The sequence below is a fragment of the Curtobacterium sp. ABR8 genome (genome assembly GCF_057812125.1).
Genome location: NZ_CM173818.1, coordinates 1,428,250 through 1,446,727 on the forward strand (window position 1 = coordinate 1,428,250; position 18,478 = coordinate 1,446,727).

At 70.8% G+C, this 18,478-nt stretch carries 17 protein-coding genes; 12 read left to right on the plus strand and 5 right to left on the minus strand.

Features of this window, described 5'->3' with window-relative positions; all coding sequences use genetic code 11:
* Positions 1–10 precede the first annotated feature (10 nt).
* Positions 11–1,222, minus strand: a complete 1,212-nt coding sequence (locus ACXKZB_RS06910) for a coiled-coil domain-containing protein (RefSeq protein ID WP_488825336.1) — start codon at positions 1,220–1,222, stop codon at positions 11–13.
* Between the two features lie 281 nt (positions 1,223–1,503).
* On the opposite strand from ACXKZB_RS06910, the gene ACXKZB_RS06915 reads away from it, so the two are divergent.
* Positions 1,504–3,771, plus strand: a complete 2,268-nt coding sequence (locus ACXKZB_RS06915) for a polyribonucleotide nucleotidyltransferase (protein ID WP_123313521.1) — start codon at positions 1,504–1,506, stop codon at positions 3,769–3,771.
* Between the two features lie 69 nt (positions 3,772–3,840).
* Here ACXKZB_RS06915 and ACXKZB_RS06920 read toward each other — a convergent pair whose 3' ends face one another.
* Positions 3,841–4,368, minus strand: a complete 528-nt coding sequence (locus ACXKZB_RS06920; RefSeq protein ID WP_123313522.1) for a YbhB/YbcL family Raf kinase inhibitor-like protein — start codon at positions 4,366–4,368, stop codon at positions 3,841–3,843.
* A 169-nt stretch (positions 4,369–4,537) separates the two neighbouring features.
* On the minus strand, positions 4,538–5,185 hold the full coding sequence (locus ACXKZB_RS06925) for a TetR/AcrR family transcriptional regulator (RefSeq protein ID WP_340196204.1): 648 nt from the start codon (positions 5,183–5,185) through the stop codon (positions 4,538–4,540).
* A 246-nt stretch (positions 5,186–5,431) separates the two neighbouring features.
* Between ACXKZB_RS06925 and ACXKZB_RS06930 the strand changes: the two genes are divergently transcribed.
* Positions 5,432–6,766, plus strand: coding sequence for a M16 family metallopeptidase (locus tag ACXKZB_RS06930; protein ID WP_123313524.1), 1,335 nt, complete (start codon positions 5,432–5,434; stop codon positions 6,764–6,766).
* A gap of 8 nt (positions 6,767–6,774) precedes the next feature.
* The gene (locus ACXKZB_RS06935; RefSeq protein WP_123313525.1) at positions 6,775–7,377 is read left to right on the plus strand and encodes a histidine phosphatase family protein; all 603 of its coding nucleotides are present in this window, start codon (positions 6,775–6,777) and stop codon (positions 7,375–7,377) included.
* Here ACXKZB_RS06935 and ACXKZB_RS06940 read toward each other — a convergent pair.
* Entirely contained in the window at positions 7,374–7,868 is a 495-nt protein-coding gene (locus tag ACXKZB_RS06940; protein WP_488825339.1) for a GNAT family N-acetyltransferase, read from the minus strand. The genes ACXKZB_RS06935 and ACXKZB_RS06940 overlap by 4 nt on opposite strands.
* A 23-nt stretch (positions 7,869–7,891) precedes the next feature.
* On the opposite strand from ACXKZB_RS06940, the gene ACXKZB_RS06945 reads away from it, so the two are divergent.
* Both ACXKZB_RS06945 and ACXKZB_RS06950 read left to right on the plus strand, forming a co-directional pair.
* Positions 7,892–8,638: a 4-hydroxy-tetrahydrodipicolinate reductase gene (locus ACXKZB_RS06945; protein ID WP_228505012.1), complete on the plus strand. Its 747-nt coding sequence runs from the start codon at positions 7,892–7,894 to the stop codon at positions 8,636–8,638.
* 4 nt (positions 8,639–8,642) lie between these two features.
* Positions 8,643–9,113 carry a tetratricopeptide repeat protein gene (locus ACXKZB_RS06950; RefSeq protein WP_396290710.1) on the plus strand — a complete coding sequence of 157 codons (471 nt, stop codon included), beginning with the start codon at positions 8,643–8,645 and terminating at the stop codon, positions 9,111–9,113.
* Between the two features lie 7 nt (positions 9,114–9,120).
* Here the strand turns inward: ACXKZB_RS06950 and ACXKZB_RS06955 are convergent, their stop codons facing one another.
* Positions 9,121–10,041: a TIGR01777 family oxidoreductase gene (locus ACXKZB_RS06955; protein ID WP_488825341.1), complete on the minus strand. Its 921-nt coding sequence runs from the start codon at positions 10,039–10,041 to the stop codon at positions 9,121–9,123.
* Between the two features lie 38 nt (positions 10,042–10,079).
* Between ACXKZB_RS06955 and ACXKZB_RS06960 the strand changes: the two genes are divergently transcribed.
* From ACXKZB_RS06960 to ACXKZB_RS06990, 7 genes are all read left to right on the plus strand, one after another.
* Positions 10,080–10,910 (plus strand): thymidylate synthase, encoded by an 831-nt coding sequence (locus tag ACXKZB_RS06960; RefSeq protein WP_488825343.1) that lies wholly within the window; start codon positions 10,080–10,082, stop codon positions 10,908–10,910.
* A complete protein-coding gene (locus ACXKZB_RS06965; RefSeq protein ID WP_488825345.1) occupies positions 10,910–11,410 on the plus strand; it encodes a dihydrofolate reductase in 501 nt (166 codons plus the stop codon). Before ACXKZB_RS06960 ends, ACXKZB_RS06965 begins: the two co-directional genes overlap by 1 nt.
* Before the next feature lie 125 nt (positions 11,411–11,535).
* Positions 11,536–12,513, plus strand: coding sequence for a 4-hydroxy-tetrahydrodipicolinate synthase (dapA, locus tag ACXKZB_RS06970; protein WP_222660341.1), 978 nt, complete (start codon positions 11,536–11,538; stop codon positions 12,511–12,513).
* A 49-nt stretch (positions 12,514–12,562) separates the two neighbouring features.
* Positions 12,563–14,239, plus strand: coding sequence for a ribonuclease J (locus tag ACXKZB_RS06975; RefSeq protein WP_488825347.1), 1,677 nt, complete (start codon positions 12,563–12,565; stop codon positions 14,237–14,239).
* A 105-nt stretch (positions 14,240–14,344) separates the two neighbouring features.
* The gene (locus tag ACXKZB_RS06980; RefSeq protein WP_488825348.1) at positions 14,345–17,272 is read left to right on the plus strand and encodes an FtsK/SpoIIIE family DNA translocase; all 2,928 of its coding nucleotides are present in this window, start codon (positions 14,345–14,347) and stop codon (positions 17,270–17,272) included.
* Between the two features lie 5 nt (positions 17,273–17,277).
* The gene (gene pgsA, locus ACXKZB_RS06985) at positions 17,278–17,922 is read left to right on the plus strand and encodes a CDP-diacylglycerol--glycerol-3-phosphate 3-phosphatidyltransferase (RefSeq protein WP_488825350.1); all 645 of its coding nucleotides are present in this window, start codon (positions 17,278–17,280) and stop codon (positions 17,920–17,922) included.
* A gap of 26 nt (positions 17,923–17,948) precedes the next feature.
* Positions 17,949–18,464, plus strand: coding sequence for a CinA family protein (locus ACXKZB_RS06990; protein ID WP_396291108.1), 516 nt, complete (start codon positions 17,949–17,951; stop codon positions 18,462–18,464).
* Positions 18,465–18,478 lie beyond the last annotated feature (14 nt).

Sequence of the window (18,478 nt, forward strand, 5' to 3'; positions counted from 1 at the left end):
GCGCGGGAGCTCAGTACCAGTGCGGGTTGACGCTCATCTCGTGCCCCCACGCACCGCACGGCGACCCGTACGCGCTCTTGATGTAGGCGAGCCCCCAGTTGATCTGCGTGTTCGCGTTCGTCCGCCAGTCCGCTCCGGCCGCCGACATCTTCTCGGCCGGCAGCGACTGCGGGATGCCGTAGGCGCCGCTGGAGGCGTTCAGTGCGTTCGCCCGCCAGCCGGACTCCTGCGTCCAGAGCGACACCAGGCACGAGAACTGGTCGTCGCCCCAGCCGTAGGACCCCAGGGCGCTCCGGGCGTAGGCCTGGGCAGCAGCGGGGTCCACGACGACCCCGCCGGTGCTCGGGTAGCTCGTGCCCGAGCCGCCGCTGGCGCCGGTGCTCCCGCCACCGGTGTCGGCGCTCGCCGAAGCTACTGCCGCCGCCTGTGCTGCAGCCGCCGCCGCGCGCTTGCGCTGCTGTTCGGCCTTCTGCGCCGCGACCTTCTGCCCGAGCTCGTACCCGGCGGCCTGCTCGGCGGTGGTGTCCCGGAGCGACGCCAGCTGCGCGTACAGCTCGTCGCTGTGCTGCTCGGTCGACTCGACGGCGGCGTTCGCCACGGCCTCGGCCGACTTCGCCGCCGCGGAGCGTTCCTCGGCTGCCTGCGCACGTGTCGCCCGCTCGGCCTCGGCGCGTTCGGCCTGCTCGTGCAGCGACGACGCCGTGCCGGCCGCGACGGACGCCTCGTCCATCACGCCGGACCAGGTGGACGACAGCTGGTCGAGGGCGCCCAGCTGGTAGAGCAGCTGGTCCGGGTTGCCGGCGGTCGCGATCCGGGTGGTCATCTGGTTCGTGCTGCCGTCGCGGTACAGGTTCGCCGCCAGCTGACCGGCGCGCGTCTGCGCGCGTTCGGCCGTCTCCGACGCGCGTTGCGCCTGGGCCTGGAGGCTCGTGGCGGCCTGGGTGGCCTCCGCCAGCTCCGCCTCGGCCGCGTCCGCCTTCGACGAGGCCGTCAGCGCGGCCTGCGACTTCGCTGCGGCCTCGTCCTGCGCCGACTGCAGCGCGGCCTGGACCTTGGTCACCTCGGCACGCTTGGCGGTCTCGTTGCCCTTGGCCCGCTGCACGTCCTGCCAGGTCGGGTACTCCGTCGCGGTCGCCGGGACAGCGGTGAGGACCGGGGCGACGAGCGCGCCGACGACCACGGCGGCCGCGACGAGCACGCCCCGCGAGGGGGTGAGACGCATGGCAGCAGGCTACCGAGGCTCGCCCGGGTGTCAGCGAGCCGCGCCGCCGATTCCCTGTGGACTGGTAAAGTCCATCGTGTCCGGGGACCGTTTCCCCGGACGCACGAAAAAACACTGCGCAGGCCGGGCACGGAGCTGGTCATCGGTGGTGGCTCGCGGGCCGGAACGGTTTCCCGAGTGCTTCTACTGCTGGCCAGACATGCGTCCGGAACGATCGGCGCGCACGCACCATCGAGTGCCGTCGCCAAGGCCTGCCGAACACACTTCAAGGAGGCACCCTTTTGGAGGGTCCCGAGATCAAGTTCGCCGAAGCCGTCATCGACAACGGCAAGTACGGCAAGCGCACCGTCCGGTTCGAGACCGGTCGGCTCGCACAGCAGGCGCAGGGCGCGGTCGCCGCGTACCTCGACGAGGAAACGATGCTCCTCTCGGCCACCAGCGCCGGCAAGCACCCGCGTGAAGGATTCGACTTCTTCCCGCTGACCGTCGACGTCGAGGAGCGCTCCTACGCCGCCGGCAAGATCCCCGGCTCGTTCTTCCGCCGCGAAGGCCGCCCGTCGACCGAGGCCATCCTGGTCTGCCGTCTGATCGACCGGCCGCTGCGCCCGTCCTTCGTCGACGGCCTGCGCAACGAGGTCCAGATCGTCATCACCGTCCTGAGCATCGCTCCGGACGAGTTCTACGACGCGCTGGCCATCAACGCCGCGTCCGCCTCGACGCAGATCTCCGGTCTGCCGTTCTCCGGCCCGATCGCCGGTGTGCGCCTCGCGCTCATCGGTGACCAGTGGGTCGCGTTCCCGAAGGCGTCGCAGCTCGCTGACGCCGTCTTCGACCTCACCGTCGCCGGCCGTGTCGTCACGGACGAGGCGGGCAACGAGGACGTCGCCATCATGATGGTCGAGGCCGAGGCCACCGAGCACAGCTGGGAGCTCATCCAGGGCGGCGCCACCAAGCCCGACGAGGCCGTCGTCGCGCAGGGCCTCGAGGCGGCCAAGCCGTTCCTCAAGTCGCTCGTCGACGCCCAGGCCAAGCTCGCCGCGCAGTCGGCCAAGGAGATCCAGGACTACCCGGTCTTCCCGCCGTACGCGCCCGAGGTCTACTCGGCCGTCGAGGCCCTCGCGCTCTCCGAGCTCGGTGACGTCTACAAGATCGCCGCCAAGACCGAGCGTCAGGACGCCGACGACGCGCTCAAGTCGCGCGTCAAGGCCGCCATCGCGGAGCAGGTCACCGCGGGCGAGCTGCCCGAGGTCGCCAACTCGCAGGTCAGCGCCGCGTACAAGTCGGTCACGAAGAAGGTCGTCCGCGGCCGCATCCTGACCGAGCAGATCCGCATGGACGGCCGCGGCCTCGCCGACATCCGTCCGCTCGACGCCGAGGTCGCCGTGATCCCGCGCGTCCACGGTTCGGCGATCTTCCAGCGCGGCGAGACGCAGATCCTCGGCGTCACCACGCTGAACATGCTCAAGATGGAGCAGCAGATCGACTCGCTGTCGCCCGTCACGAAGAAGCGCTACCTGCACCACTACAACTTCCCGCCCTACTCGACCGGTGAGACCGGCCGTGTGGGTTCGCCGAAGCGTCGCGAGATCGGGCACGGCTTCCTCGCCGAGCGCGCCCTCGTGCCGGTGCTGCCGACGCGTGAAGAGTTCCCGTACGCCATCCGTCAGGTCTCCGAGGCGCTCAGCTCCAACGGCTCGACCTCGATGGGTTCCGTCTGCGCCTCGACCCTCTCGCTGCTCAACGCCGGTGTGCCCCTCAAGGCCCCGGTCGCCGGCATCGCGATGGGCCTGGTGTCCGACACCGTCGACGGTCAGACCCGCTACGCGGCGCTGACCGACATCCTCGGTGCGGAAGACGCCCTCGGCGACATGGACTTCAAGGTCGCCGGTACCTCGGAGTTCGTCACCGCGATCCAGCTCGACACCAAGCTCGACGGCATCCCGTCGACGGTGCTCGACGCGGCGCTGAAGCAGGCCAAGGAGGCCCGCTCGGCCATCCTGGGTGTGCTCAACGAGGCGATCGACGCTCCCGACGAGATGGCGGACACCGCTCCTCGCGTCATCTCGGTGCAGATCCCCGTCGACAAGATCGGCGAGCTGATCGGCCCGAAGGGCAAGACGATCAACGGCATCCAGGACGAGACCGGTGCCGACATCTCGATCGAGGACAACGGCACCGTCTACATCGGTGCCGTCGACGGTCCGTCGGCCGAGGCCGCTCGTGCGTCGGTCAACGCGATCGCGAACCCGACCAACCCGGAGATCGGGGACCAGTTCCTCGGCACCGTCGTGAAGATCGCCACGTTCGGCGCCTTCGTGTCGCTGCTCCCGGGCCGTGACGGTCTGCTCCACGTCTCCGAGGTGCGCAAGCTCGCCGGTGGCAAGCGTGTGGAGAACGTCGAGGACGTCCTGGGCGTCGGCCAGAAGGTCCTGGTCGAGGTCACCAAGGTGGACGACCGCGGCAAGCTGTCGCTCGCGCCGGTCGTCGCCGAGGAGTCGGACACCGACTCCAGCGGTGCCCGCGAGGAGTCGACGGACGCCACCGTCTGATCCACCCCTGGCACACGAACGGCCGTCGTCCCTCGCGGGACGGCGGCCGTTCGTCGTTGCGGGATCGTTCTACGCGGCGGGGGTCTCCTGCGTGCCGACGAGCTGGGCGCGGCCGAGCAGGTGCTCGCGCAGCACGAACCCGACGACCGCGGGGGTCGCGTCGGCCGGCGCCTCGAGCAGCGGTACGTCGAGGGCGCTCAGCGTGAAGAAGTAGCGGTGCACGCCGTGGCCCGCGGGCGGCGCGGCGCCGAGGAACGTGTCGGTGCCGAACTCGTTGCGCCGGCGGAGTGCCTCGGCGGGCAGCAGGGCGTCGTCGGTGCCGGCGCCGGCGGGCAGCGAGGTCGCGGAGCCCGGGATGTCCGTGAGGCTCCAGTGCCAGAAGCCCGAGCCGGTCGGGGCGTCGGGGTCGTACACGGTGAGGACGAAGCTCTTCGTGCCCTCCGGTGCGCCGGACCACTCGAGTGCGGGGGAGCGGTCCTCGCCACCGGCGTCGGTGCCGCGCGCCGAGGTCGGCAGCTCGCCACCGTCGGTGAAGTCGGGGCTGGTCAGGGTGAACGAGGGGACCTCGGGGAGGTTCCAGTTGGGGTCGTTGGCCATGCCCCCAGCCAACACCCGCAGCCTCGGGCTGCCCTGCGGAAGCGACAGATCTGCGTCACGCGGGTGCATCCGTGCCGCGAAGGCGACATGATCCCGCGAACTGTTCGCGGTGATCTGTCGCTTTCGCGAAGGCGACGGCGCCAGGGAAGGCGGCAGCGACCGCCGGACGTCAGTCGGCGAGGACGCGGTCGACGACGCGACCGAGGGCGGCCGTCGCGGCGATCGCGTCACCGGCGTAGGCGCCGGCCATCGCACCGTCTCGCGCGAGCATGAGCTCGTCGGCACCGTCGCCCGGCAGCTTGTGGCCGGACTCCTGCAGCAGGGTGGCGAGCCGGTCGGTGTACCAGTCGCGGTGGGTGGCGACCACCTCGCGCACGGGGTCACGGGGGTCGTGGTACTCGGCGGCGGCGTTCAGGAAGGCGCACCCGCGGAAGTCGGGGTCGTTGACCTCGTCGGCGAGGGCGGCGACCCAGGCGCGGACGGCTGCTGCGGGGGAGCCGGCGTCGGCGACGAGTCGCTCCATGCGTTCCTGCACCCGTTCGTGCTGGGTGCGGATGTAGGCGAGGATCAGGTTGTCCTTCGACCCGTAGTGCTTGTAGAACGTCGCCTTCGTGACGCTCGCCTCGGAGATGAGGCGGTCGACGCCCACGCTGTGGATGCCCTCTTCGTAGAAGAGTCGCGTGGCCGTCTCGAGGACGCGGACCTTCGCGCCGCCGGAGCGGGGAGTCGGGGGGACGCTCGACCCGTCCGGCGACGCGAGGTTCGTGCTCGGACCGAGGAGACGCTGGACGGCCGGTTGGGGGGAATCGACCGTCACAGCGTGGCTCCTTGGTTCATCGGCTCCGCGGACGAGTGGGGGGACTCGTGGCCGCGAGGACTGATGTCCCGAGCCGCCGGATCGGAACTTAGGGGGGCTTTCGATCCGGCAAGAACGACTGTACCACAAGGAGGACAGACAGACGAGTCGGTCTGTCCGCAATTTCTGTACCCCTCTTCGAGTGACAGTCGGCGGGCGTGTGGAAACTGGGATGCGGGCTCCGGAGCATCAGTAGGCTCGTCTGCGATGAACCAGCCAGTGCCACTGCCGCTCGGGGCCCCGGACACGTCGTTCCTGACGTCCGGCGGGGCCTTCGTCCGCCGCACCGTGCTGCCGTCGGGTGTGCGTGTGCTCACCGAAGCCGTTCCCGGTGCCGCCTCCACGAGCATCGGGTTCTGGGTCGGCGTCGGCTCGCGGGATGAACGCGACGGCCAGTTCGGATCGACCCACTTCCTCGAACACCTGCTGTTCAAGGGCACCGAGACCCGGTCGGCGCTCGACATCGCCATCGCGTTCGACTCGGTCGGCGGCGAGCACAACGCCGCGACGGCCAAGGAGTACACCTGCTACTACGCACGGGTGCGGGACGCCGACGTCCCGATGGCCGTGCAGGTCATCGGGGACATGGTGACCGGCTCGGTGCTCGACCCCGAGGCGTTCGCCGTCGAGCGCGGCGTCATCCTCGAAGAGCTCGCGATGGCCGCCGACGACCCGGCCGACGTGGCGGGCGAGGCGTTCTTCGCCGCGGCCTTCAGCGGACACCCGCTCGGTCGCCCCATCGGTGGCACCCCGGACAGCATCCGTGCGGTCCAGCGCGACGAGGTCCTGGCCCACTACCGCGAGCACTACGCACCGAACGGCATCGTCGTGACCGCCGCCGGCGCCGTCGACCACGACCGGTTCTGCGACGCGGTCGCTGCCGTGTTCCACGACGCCCCGCGCGCCGAACCGCTCGCGCGCCGCACACCGCAGACCGTCGCAGACCCCATCGAGCCGAAGCTGTCGGTGGTGCACCGGCCGACCGAGCAGGTGAGCATGCTCCGCGGCTCGCAGGGACTCGACCTGCGCGACGACCGCCGGCCGTCGCTCAGCGTCCTGAACGCCGTGCTCGGCGGGGGCATGAGCTCCCGGCTGTTCCAAGAGGTCCGCGAGCGCCGCGGCCTCGCCTACGCGGTGTCGTCGTTCGCGCCCGCCTACCTCGACAACGGCGCCTTCGGCGTCTACGCGGGCTGCGCGCCCGACAACGTCCCCGGGGTCATCGAGATCATCGACGCCGAGTTCCGCCGCATGGTGGACCACGGCATCACCGACGACGAGCTCCGCCGCGCGAAGGGCCAGATCGAGGGTGCCCTGACCCTCTCGCTCGAGGACTCCGACGCCCGGATGACCCGCCTCGGCCGGTCCGAGCTCGGCACCGGGGAGTACACCGACCTGTCGACCGCACTGGAGCGCGTCGACCGGGTCACCACCGACGGCGTGCTCGAACTCGCCCGCGACCTCCTGACCCGTCCGACGATCACGTCGGTGGTCGGAGCGGTGCAGCAGGACGAACTCGCCGCAGCGATCGGGATGGGCAGCTGAGCACGGACATGTCCCACTACCTGTACCTCGTCCGGCACGGCGAACACCAGGACGCCGAGCACGGCCTCCGCGACGGCAAGCTGTCGGAGCGCGGCAAGCGGCAGGCGATGCTCGTCGCCGACCGACTGGGTGGCCTGCCCTTCGACGGCGTGTACCACTCCCCGTTGCAGGCCCCGAGCGAGACGGCTGCGTTCCTGGCGCAACGGCTGCCCTCGATCCAGCCCGAACCGTCGACACTGCTGTTCGACTGCGTCCCCTCCGGCCCGACCCCGGACATGCCGCACGCCTACCAGGGCTGGTACGGCGGCGTCACCGAAGAGGAGATCGTCGCCGGACAGGCCCAGATGGGCGATGCCGTCTCCGAGTGGTTCACCCCGGCGCGCGAGGACCGGCACGACCTGCTCATCACGCACAACGCCGTGATCGGCTGGTTCGTGCGCGAGGCGTTCCAGGCCCCCGAGTGGCGCTGGATGGGCACGAACGTCGCGCACACCGCACTCACGATCATCCGGATCCGCTCCGCCAAGCCGGCCGAGGTGGTCGCCCTGAACGACCTGGCCCACCTGCCGGTGGAGCTGCGGACCGGGCTGCCGGTCGACCAGCCCGTCTAGCGGGTCGTCGGCTTGCGGTACCAGGCGGTCGCGTTCGGGTTGTCGTTGAACGCTGCGACGCGCTCGTAGCCCCGACCGCGGTACATCGCGCCCGCGGCGACGAGCGAGTCGTTCGTGTCGAGCACGATGCTCGTCGCTCCCAGCAAGGCACCTTTCCGTTCGAGCAGGTCCATCAGCGCCGACGCGATGCCCTTGCCCCGTCCGCCCGGGGTCACGAAGACGTGCTTGACCTCGAACCGGACGTCGTCGGCGCCCGTCTCGTCGACCCCGTCCGGGATCCGCCGGAGCCCGCCGCACCCGACCGCGGTGCCGCCGTCGTAGGCCACCGCGAAGACCCCGTTCGGCGGCGTGAACTCGGCAGCCGGTGTCCGCTTGCGCGAGTAGGTGCCCTGCGCGCTCGGGAACGTCGCCTCGCGCTCGTCCAGGTACGCGTCGAGCAGGACGTCGACCTCGGGCAGATCGGCGGGCACGGTCCTGACCTCGACTGACATGGGTCGATCCTAGGATGGACCGCATGGTCACTCCCGTCGCCGTCGTCGGCGCCACCGGTCGTCTCGGGGGCCTCGTGGCCTCCGTCGTCGAGGAACTCCCGGAGTTCGAGCTCGTCGCCCGTCTGTCGTCGAAGGACGGTGCCCACGAGGCGCCTCCGTCGGTGTTCGGCGGCGCTGCGCTCGTCGTCGACGTGACGGTGCCGGCGCTCAGCCCCGCGATCGTCGAGAACGCCCTGTCGAGCGGGGCGAACGTGCTCGTCGGCACCTCGGGTTGGTCGGCCGACCGTCTCGCGAAGCTCCGCACCGCCCTGCAGGAGCGGCCCGACCAGGGCGTCCTCGTGGTCCCGAACTTCTCGATCGGCTCGGTGCTCGGCACCCACCTCGCCACGATCGCGGCGCCGTGGTTCCCCTCGGTCGAGATCGTCGAGACGCACCACGCCGGCAAGATCGACTCGCCGTCCGGCACCGCGGTGCGCACCGCCGAACTGATCGCCGAGGCGCGGCGCGACGTCGGTCCGGTCGAGGCCCCGCACGTCGACCAGCGCGCCCGCGGTCAGCAGGTGGCGAGCGTGCCGATCCACTCGCTCCGACTGCCCGGGGTGAAGGCGGTGCAGGACGTCCTGCTCAGCGGCCCCGGCGAGACCCTGACCATCCGGCACGACACCAACGACGACGTCGCCTACGTCGCCGGGATCCGGGCGGCACTGTCGGCACTCGGGTCCGCCCGCGGACTCACCGTGGGCCTCGGCAGCGTCCTCGGCATCGGCTGACCCGGTGGGACGTGCAGCGCGGGCCGGGCGCGCGATCCGGTCGCCGTTCTGGGGTGCGGCGCTGATGACCCTTCTGCTGGCGCTCTACATCGTGCTCGTCGGGCAGCGGGCCGTCGCGTTCATCGCGACCGGCATCCCGATCGGGATCGGCATCGGCGTCGCCCTGTTCGTCGTCGCCGCGATCGGGGCACTCCTGCTCGTGCTCGAGTTCCGGTTCGGTGTCCGGATCACCCGGCTCGGGTCCCGGCTCGAGGCCGAGGGCGGCGCACCGGAGGACGTCGTGCCGGTCCGGCCCTCCGGCCGACCGACGCGCGAGGCCGCCGACGAGGTCTTCCCGAAGTACCAGGCCGCCGTCGAGCAGGACCCTGCCGACTGGCGTGCCTGGTACCGACTCGGGGTCGTCTACGACGCCGCGGGGGACCGGAAGCGTGCCCGCGCCGCGATGCGCACCGCGCTGTCGCGGGCGAGCGCCTGACCCCCGGTCAGAGGACCGCGTCGACCGCGTCCGACGCGCGGGTGTAGCGGAAGGCGTAGCCGGACTCGAGCAGCTTCGTCGGCACCATCCGCTGACTCGACAGCAGCATCTCGTCCGCCGCGTCCTGCAGGGCGAGGCGCAACGCGAACTCCGGGATCCGGAACAGGTACGGCCGGTGCAGGTCCTCGGCGACGCGCTTCGTGATGCGATCGGCGACGACGGCCTCCGGCCCGGCCAGGTTCACCGGCCCGCTGACCCCGGACGCCGACGGGCTCGTGGCCAGGTGCACGATGGCGCCGACCTCGTCCTCGAGCGCGATCCACGGCCAGTGCTGCCCGCCGGTGCCGAGGCGGCTGCCCAGCCCGAACCGGGTCAGCGGCAGGATCGGTGCGAGCGCGCCGCCGCCCTCGCCGATGACGATGCCGGTGCGCAGGGTGATGACGCGCACGCCGTCCGGCGCCGCGTTCGCCGCGGCCTCCCATGCGGTGCAGACCTCGGCGAGGAACCCGGTGCCGGGCGCCGCGTCGTCCTGCAGGACGTCCGCCGGGCGGTCGCCGTACACGCCCGAGGCCGATCCGGACAGGAACAGCGCCGGGGGCGTGCTGGCGTGCCGCATCGCCTCGACCAGGGTGTCGGTCGCGTCGACGCGCGAGCGCCGGATCTCCTCGCGGTACTTCGCGGTCCACGGCAACTTGCCGATGTTCGCACCCGCCAGGTTGATCACCACGTCGGCGCCGTCGACGATGGCCGGGTCGAGCGGACGCTGTCCGGGGGCCCAGCGGAACTCGGTGGCCGTGTGCGGCTCGCGTCGCACGAGCGTGGTCACGTGGTGGCCCGCCTCGCGCAGGGCGCGGACGAGCGGGGTGCCGATGAAACCGGACGCGCCGGCGATCAGGATCGAGAGCGGCTCTGCCGCCGTGTCTGCCATGCCGCCAACGCTACTCATGCCGACGTAGTCTTCTGTGTGTGAGCGACAGCGAGACCGTGCAGCCCGACCCCACCGTGCCGACCCCCTACGAAGACCTGCTCCGACGGGTCCTCACCGAGGGCACGCCGAAGGGCGACCGCACCGGCACCGGGACCCGCAGTCTGTTCGGTGCGCAGCTCCGCTACGACCTGTCGAAGGGCTTCCCGCTCGTCTCCACGAAGCGCGTGCACTTCAAGTCGATCGCGTACGAGCTGCTCTGGTTCCTGCGCGGCGACGGCAACGCGACCTGGCTGCAGGAACACGGCGTCCGGATCTGGAACGAGTGGGCGGACGAGGACGGCGACCTCGGCCCGGTCTACGGCGTGCAGTGGCGCTCGTGGCCGACCCCGTCCGGCGAGCACGTCGACCAGATCGCCCAGGTGATCGACCAGATCCGCACGAACCCGGACAGCCGACGGCTCATCGTGTCGGCCTGGAACGTGGCGGACATCCCGGACATGGCACTCGCGCCGTGCCACGCGTTCTTCCAGTTCTACGTCAACGACGGCAAGCTCTCGTGCCAGCTCTACCAGCGCAGCGCGGACATGTTCCTCGGGGTCCCGTTCAACATCGCGTCGTACGCCCTGCTCACCCACATGATCGCCGCGCAGACCGGGCTCGAGGCCGGTGACTTCGTCTGGACCGGCGGCGACTGCCACGTCTACGACAACCACGTCGAGCAGGTGGAGGAGCAGCTGTCCCGCACGGCGTACGCCCTGCCCACCCTGGAGCTCGCACCGAGGGACTCGATCGACGACTACGAGTACGAGGACTTCACGGTCGTCGGCTACCACCACCACCCGGCGATCAAGGCCGCGGTCGCGGTCTGATGATCGGCATGGTGTGGGCCCGGTCGACCGGCGGGGTCATCGGGGCCGACGGTGGCATGCCCTGGCACGTGCCCGAGGACCTCGCGCACTTCAAGCAGGTCACGGGTGACGCCACGGTGCTGATGGGCCGGCGCACCTGGGACTCCCTGCCCGAGCGGTTCCGTCCACTGCCCGGTCGGCGCAACGTGGTGCTCACCCGCGACCCGTCGTGGTCGGCGGACGGCGCCGAGGTCGTGCACGAGCTGGCGGCCGCGCTCGACGGTTCCGGCGGTGCCGACGAGGCCGTCTGGGTCATCGGCGGCGGGCAGGTCTACGCCGCAGCGCTGGACCGTGCCGAGCGGGTGTCCGAGACCGTGATCGACGTCGACGTACCCGGGGACACCGTCGCTCCGACGCTCCACGAGTCGGCCGACTGGTCGCTCGTCGACGAGGGCCCCTGGCAGAAGTCCCGGAACGTCGGCACCCGCTACCGGTTCCTGGAGTGGCAGCGCCGCGCCTGAGCGCCCGCACGGGCCGGGCGTGACCGGCGGGACGGACGCGATCCGGGCCTCCCGTCCGCGCCGCAGGCAGGCGACCGTCCACCCGGACGGCGGCCATCGCGCCCATCCCCGGTACGCTGGTGCCCGTGTCCCCGCGTGAGAATCCCTTCGGTCAGGTCCTCGTCGCCCTCGTGACCCCGTTCACGGCCGACGGCGAGGTCGACTGGCCCGGCGTCGAGCAGCACATCGACGACTGCATCACGGCCGGCGCCGACGGCATCGTCGTCACCGGCACCACCGGCGAGACGAGCACCCTGACCGACCCCGAGAAGCTCCGTCTGGTCGAGGTCGGCAAGTCCGTCGCCGCGGGCCGCGCGAAGATCATCACGGGCGGTGGCTCGAACGAGACCGCGCACGCGATCCACCTCTACAAGCAGAGCGAGCGGGCCGGCGCCGACGGCGTCATGATCGTCACGCCGTACTACAACAAGCCGACCCAGTCGGGCGTGCTCACCCACTTCCGGATGATCGCCGACGCCACCGACCTGCCGGTGATCCTGTACGACATCCCGGGGCGCACGGGCATCCCGATCACCTACGACACGATCCTGCGTGCGTCGAAGCACCCGAACATCCTCGCCGTGAAGGACGCCAAGGGCGACTTCGCCGAGGTGTCCCGCGTGCTGAACAACACCGACCTGATGTACTTCTCCGGCGACGACACCAACGTGCTCCCGCACCTGTCCATCGGCGCGACGGGCCTGATCGGCGTCACCGCGAACATCACGAGCACGCCGTACCGCACCATCGTCGACGCCGTGAACCGCGGCGACCTGGCGACCGCCACCGCCGAGCACAAGCGCGTCGAGCCACTCGTCCGTGCCGTGATGACCCACGTGCCCGGCACCGTCGCGGCGAAGTACATCCTGCACGGGCTCGGCCGCATCGGCAGCCCGCGCGTCCGTCTGCCGCTCGTCGGCCCCGAGGACTCCGAGGCGTACGCCATCGAGACCTCGCTCGAAGCCGTGCACGACGTGCCCGGCGCCGACTTCTCGAACTTCCGCCCCGACCGCAACGCAGCGGCCGGCGGCGCACTGCCAAAGGTGCCAGGCACCACCCGCTAGCGAACACCGCGGCGCGCTCCCCGCGCGTCGCCCGAATCCGTAGGACCGAATGCCCACACAAGTCTCCACACCGCAGCCGCTCGAACCCGGCACCCTCCGCGTCGTCCCCATCGGGGGACTCGGCGAGATCGGTCGCAACATGACCGTCTACGAGTACGAGGGCAAGCTGCTCATCGTCGACGCCGGCGTGCTCTTCCCCGAGGAGCACCAGCCCGGGGTCGACCTGATCCTGCCGGACTTCGCGCCGATCCGTGACCGCCTCGACGACGTCCTCGGTGTCGTGCTCACGCACGGTCACGAGGACCACATCGGCGCCGTCCCGTACCTGCTGAAGCTCCGCGACGACATCCCGCTGATCGGCTCCACGCTGACCCTCGCGCTCGTCGAGGCGAAGCTCAAGGAACACCGGATCAAGCCGTACACGCTCGTCGTGGCCGAGGACCAGACGGAACAGCTCGGCCCGTTCCACCTCGAGTTCGTCGCCGTGAACCACTCCATCCCGGACGCCCTCGCCGTCGCGATCACGACCCCCGCCGGTCGTGTCCTGCACACGGGCGACTTCAAGATGGACCAGCTCCCGCTGGACGACCGCATCACCGACCTCCGTGCGTTCGCGCGTCTCGGTGAGGCCGGCGTCGACCTGTTCCTGCCGGACTCGACGAACGCCGACGTGCCGGGCTTCACCGCGCCCGAGCGGGACATCGGACCGGTGCTCGAGAACATCATCATGCGGGCACGCAAGAAGGTCGTCGTGGCGAGCTTCTCGTCGCACGTACACCGTGTGCAGCAGGTCCTCGACGCCGCCGCGGCCGCGAACCGCAAGGTCGCGTTCATGGGGCGCTCGATGATCCGCAACATGACCATCGCCGCCGACCTCGGCTACCTCCGGGTGCCCGAGAACGTCCTCATCGACACGAAGAAGGCGAAGAACGTCCCCGACGACCAGATCGTCTACATGTCGACCGGGTCCCAGGGCGAGCCGATGGCCGTGCTCGCGCGGATGGCGAACCTCGAGCACCAGATCGAGATCGGCGAGGGCGACACCGTCATCCTCGCGTCGTCCCTCATCCCCGGCAACGAGAACGCCGTGTACCGCGTCATCGACGGGCTGACGAAGCTCGGCGCGAAGGTCGTGCACAAGGGCAACGCCAAGGTGCACGTCTCCGGACACGCCTCGGCCGGCGAACTGCTCTACTGCTACAACATCCTGCGTCCGCGCAACGTCCTGCCGGTCCACGGCGAGCACCGCCACCTGTACGCGAACGCCGACCTGGCGATCCAGACGGGTGTGCCGCCGCGCAACGTGATCCTCGGGCAGGACGGCATCGTCGTCGACCTGAAGGACGGCGTCGCGACGGTCGCCGGGCAGCTCGACATCGGCTACGTGTACGTCGACGGCTCGACCGTGGGCGAGATCACCGACGCCGACCTCAAGGACCGCCGTGTCCTGTCGGAGGAGGGCTTCATCTCGGTCTTCGCCGCGGTGGACTTCACCACCGGCCAGTGCGTCATCGGCCCGGAGATCCAGTCGCGCGGCTTCGCCGAGGACGACTCCGTGTTCGACGACGTCCGTCCGCAGATCGCCAAGGCGATCGCCGAGGCGGCCGCCAACGGCACGCGCGACTCCCACGCGTTCGCTCAGGTCGTCCGCCGCACGGTCGGCCGCTGGGTCAACACCAAGCACCGCCGCCGTCCGATGATCGTCCCGGTGGTCATCGAGGCGTAGCGCCCGCAAGCTCCTCGCTCGACCGGGAGGCCCGTCCAGCGTCCGTCACGGATGCTGCGGCGGGCCTCCCTTGGTTTGTCCTGAGTGGGGATTAGGGTTCTGCCCATGGCCGGAGGCACCAAGTCGACCACGCGCTCGCGCGCGTCCACGTCGTCCCGAGGGAACGGGACGCGTGGTTCGTCGCGCACCCAGGCCACGACGAAGAAGCTGCCGCAGGTTGCACCGACACCGGTGTTCCGGGAGCAGAACCCGCTCGTGACCTTCTGGCTCGCGATGGCGCACGGCGTCGGCGCGGTGTTCCGGCTGCTCGGCAAGGAGTCGCTCGAGAAGGACCAGCGGCGCGACGGGTTCCCGTTCCTGCTGTTCGTGCTGGCCATCGCCGGTGCGGTCGTCGAGTGGCTCAACCCGACGAACGACGTTTCCGTCGCGCTCGACGCCTACACGTTCGGTGGACTGTTCGGCCGGTTGGCGTTCGCGCTGCCGGTGATCATGATCGTCTTCGCCGGATGGCTGTTCCGGCACCCGGCCTCGGTGCACGACAACACCCGCATCGGCATCGGCCTGGGGATCCTGCTCGTCTCCATCGCCTCGCTCTGCCACGTCTTCGGCGGGCAGCCGAGCGCAGCCGACGGCATGCCCGCGCTGGCCGCGGCCGGCGGGGTGCTCGGCTGGGTCGTGATCGGCTGGCTCGTGACGATCGCGACCGCGTGGGTCGCGGTTCCCGTGGCGGTCGTGCTGCTCGTGCTCTCCCTCTTCATCATCACCAAGACGCCGCCGAACAGGGTCGGCCGTCGCCTGCACGAGCTCTACGCGTACCTGTTCGGAGCCCCGGCCCCGGCGGCAGAGCCCGAGGTCGAAGCAGCAGCAGCGGCGCCCGCCACCCGCACCAAGACGACCAAGCGCGGCAAGAAGGGCGACACCGACTTCCAACTGTTCGACGACCTCGGCTTCGGCGACGAGCCGGCCGCTGCCGAGGGTGCGGCGGACGGCGACAACGTGCCGTGGTGGCGCCGGAACAAGTCCGGGCGCGAAGAGGACCCGGCGTACGACAGCCCCGTCCTGCCCCCGGCGACCGGTGTCGCTCCGACGGCCCCGCCCGCGGCTGCGGCTGCTCCCGCGGCGGCCGCACCGACCACGAACCCGAACGCCGGCGCCGCGGCCGGCCTGGTCGACCTGACACCCGCCGAGCCCGCGTCGGTCAACCTCAACGACTCCGTCGAGCAGGACCTGCAGGACGCCGAGCAGGCGCTCCGGGCGTTCGGCACCGACGTCCCCGCGCGTCCGGAACCGACCGCCGACATCCGACCGGCGGTGCCTGCGGTACTGTCCGAGCCCGAGGTCGTCGAGGAGCCGGACGAGGCCGACGCCGCCGCCGAGCTGAGCGCGGCCGCAGCCGGGTCCGACGAGGACCCGTCGAAGCCGTACCGCCTGCCCGCCGCCACGACCCTGAGCTCCGGCACGCCCTCGGTCGCCCGCAGCCAGGCGAACGACGACATCGTCGCCGCCATCACCGGCGTGCTCACCGAGTTCAAGGTCGACGCGAAGGTCACCGGGTTCTCCCGCGGGCCGACGGTCACGCGGTACGAGATCGAGCTCGGTCCGGGCGTCAAGGTCGAGCGGGTCACGGCCCTGTCGAAGAACCTGTCCTACGCCGTCGCCTCGAACGAGGTCCGCATCCTCTCGCCGATCCCCGGCAAGAGCGCGATCGGCGTCGAGATCCCGAACACCGACCGCGAGATCGTGTCCCTCGGCGATGTCCTCCGCTCGAACGCCGCGCGCAAGTCGAAGCACCCGATGACGATCGGTGTCGGCAAGGACGTCGAGGGCGGCTTCGTCGTCGCGAACCTGGCGAAGATGCCGCACCTGCTCGTCGCCGGTTCGACCGGTTCCGGCAAGTCGGTCTTCATCAACTCGATGATCACGTCGCTCCTCATGCGGGCGAAGCCGTCCGAGGTCCGGATGGTGCTGGTCGACCCGAAGCGCGTCGAGCTCTCGATCTACGCGGGTGTCCCGCACCTCATCACGCCCATCATCACGAACCCGAAGAAGGCGGCCGAAGCGCTGCAGTGGGTCGTGAAGGAGATGGACATGCGGTACGACGACCTGGCGTCGTTCGGGTTCCGCCACGTCGACGACTTCAACAAGGCGATCGAGAACGAGGAGATCGTCCTGCCGGCGGGCAGCGAGCGGAAGCTCAAGCCGTACCCGTACCTGCTCGTCGTCGTCGACGAGCTCGCCGACCTCATGCTCGTCGCCCCGCGCGACGTCGAGGAGTCGATCGTCCGCATCACCCAGCTCGCCCGTGCAGCCGGCATCCACCTGGTGCTCGCGACGCAGCGTCCGTCGGTGGACGTCATCACCGGCCTGATCAAGGCGAACGTGCCCTCGCGCATCGCCTTCGCGGTCACCAGCGTCACGGACTCCCGCGTCATCCTCGACCAGCCCGGTGCGGACAAGCTCATCGGCCAGGGCGACGCGCTCTTCCTGCCGATGGGCTCGTCCAAGTCGCTCCGCGTACAGGGTGCCTGGGTGCAGGAGGGCGAGGTCGCCGAGGTCGTCCAGCACGTCACGCGGCAAGCCCAGCCCGAGTACCGCCAGGACGTCCAGGCCGTGGTCGAGCGCAAGGAGATCGACGCCGACATCGGCGACGACCTCGAGCTGCTCCTCGCGGCGGTCGAGCAGGTGGTCTCGACGCAGTTCGGGTCCACCTCGATGCTGCAGCGCAAGCTCCGTGTCGGCTTCGCGAAGGCGGGTCGCCTGATGGACCTGATGGAGTCCCGCGACATCGTCGGTCCGTCCGAGGGGTCGAAGGCCCGCGACGTGCTCGTCACCGCGGACCAGCTGCCCGCGGTGCTCGCGAAGCTCCGTGGCGAGGAGCCCCCCGCCGCTCCGGCGCCCGTGGCCCCCGCGCCCGGTCCGAGCGACGACGGCGACCGCTACGGCGCCGACCCCGTGGGCGACATGACCCGCGGGTACGATGAAGTGCACGACGAGCCCGATGAGGACGCGTGGGGACTGACGGGCAGGGAGTGAAGGCGATGACCGCCTCGGACGGCACGGACACGACACACGGCGCGAAGTTCCCCTGGCGCGGGCGACTGCTCCGCAAGGGCCCCGGCCCCGCATCGACGGCGAACGTCGCGAACATCATCACCGTGGTGCGCATCCTCATGGCGCCGCTGTTCTTCGTGCTGCTCCTCGCCGACGCCGGCGACGACGGCCCACTGCGCATCTGGGCCGCGGTCGTGTTCGTCGTCGCGATCGTCACCGACAGTGCCGACGGCATCATCGCCCGCCGGCAGAACCTGGTCACCGACTTCGGCAAGCTCGTCGACCCCATCGCCGACAAGGTCCTGATCGGCGGCGCGCTCGTCGCCCTGTCGATCCTGCAGGAACTGCCCTGGTACGTGACCGTGATGATCATGGTGCGCGAGATCGGCATCACGGTGTTCCGCTTCGCGGTGCTGTCGGACCGGGTGATCCCGGCCAGCCGCGGCGGCAAGATCAAGACCGTGCTGCAGGCCGTCGCCCTGACGGCGGCACTGTTCCCGTGGTGGGAGCTCGTCGGCGACTGGGCGCACTGGGTCAACGGCATCCTGATGACCGCCGCCTTCCTGGCGACCGTGCTGAGCGGCATCGACTACCTGTACCAGGCGTGGAAGCACAACCGGACCACCGCGTGACGCAGGCCGACGACGCGACCGGCACCGTGCCTCCCGGTCCGGCCGACACGGTCGACGCGATCGCGCAGTCCCTGGTCGCCGAGCTGACGCGTCGCGGTGAGACCGTCGCCGTGGCGGAGTCGCTCACCGGCGGATCGGTGGTGTCGACGCTCGTCGGTGTACCGGGGGCGAGCGCCGTGGTGCGCGGGGGAGTCGTGGCCTACGCGACGCCCGTCAAGCACAGCGTGCTCGGGGTCTCGGCCGAGTTGCTGGCCGCCAACGGCGCCGTCGACCCGGAGGTCGCGCGGCAGATGGCTGCCGGTGTCCGGACCGCGCTGTCCGTCGACGGCGAGCCGGCGACGTGGGGGATCAGCACGACCGGGGTCGCCGGGCCGGACCCGCAGGACGGCAAGCCCGTCGGCACCGTGTTCGTCGGGATCGCGTCGGCGGACGGCGCCACTGCCTGGGAACTCCACCTCGACGGGGACCGCGGTGCAATCCGGACGGCGTCCGTCTCCGAACTCCTGACACGGATGTCGTCCGTGGTCCGGGGCCGGGAATAGGTCCCGTTTCCACT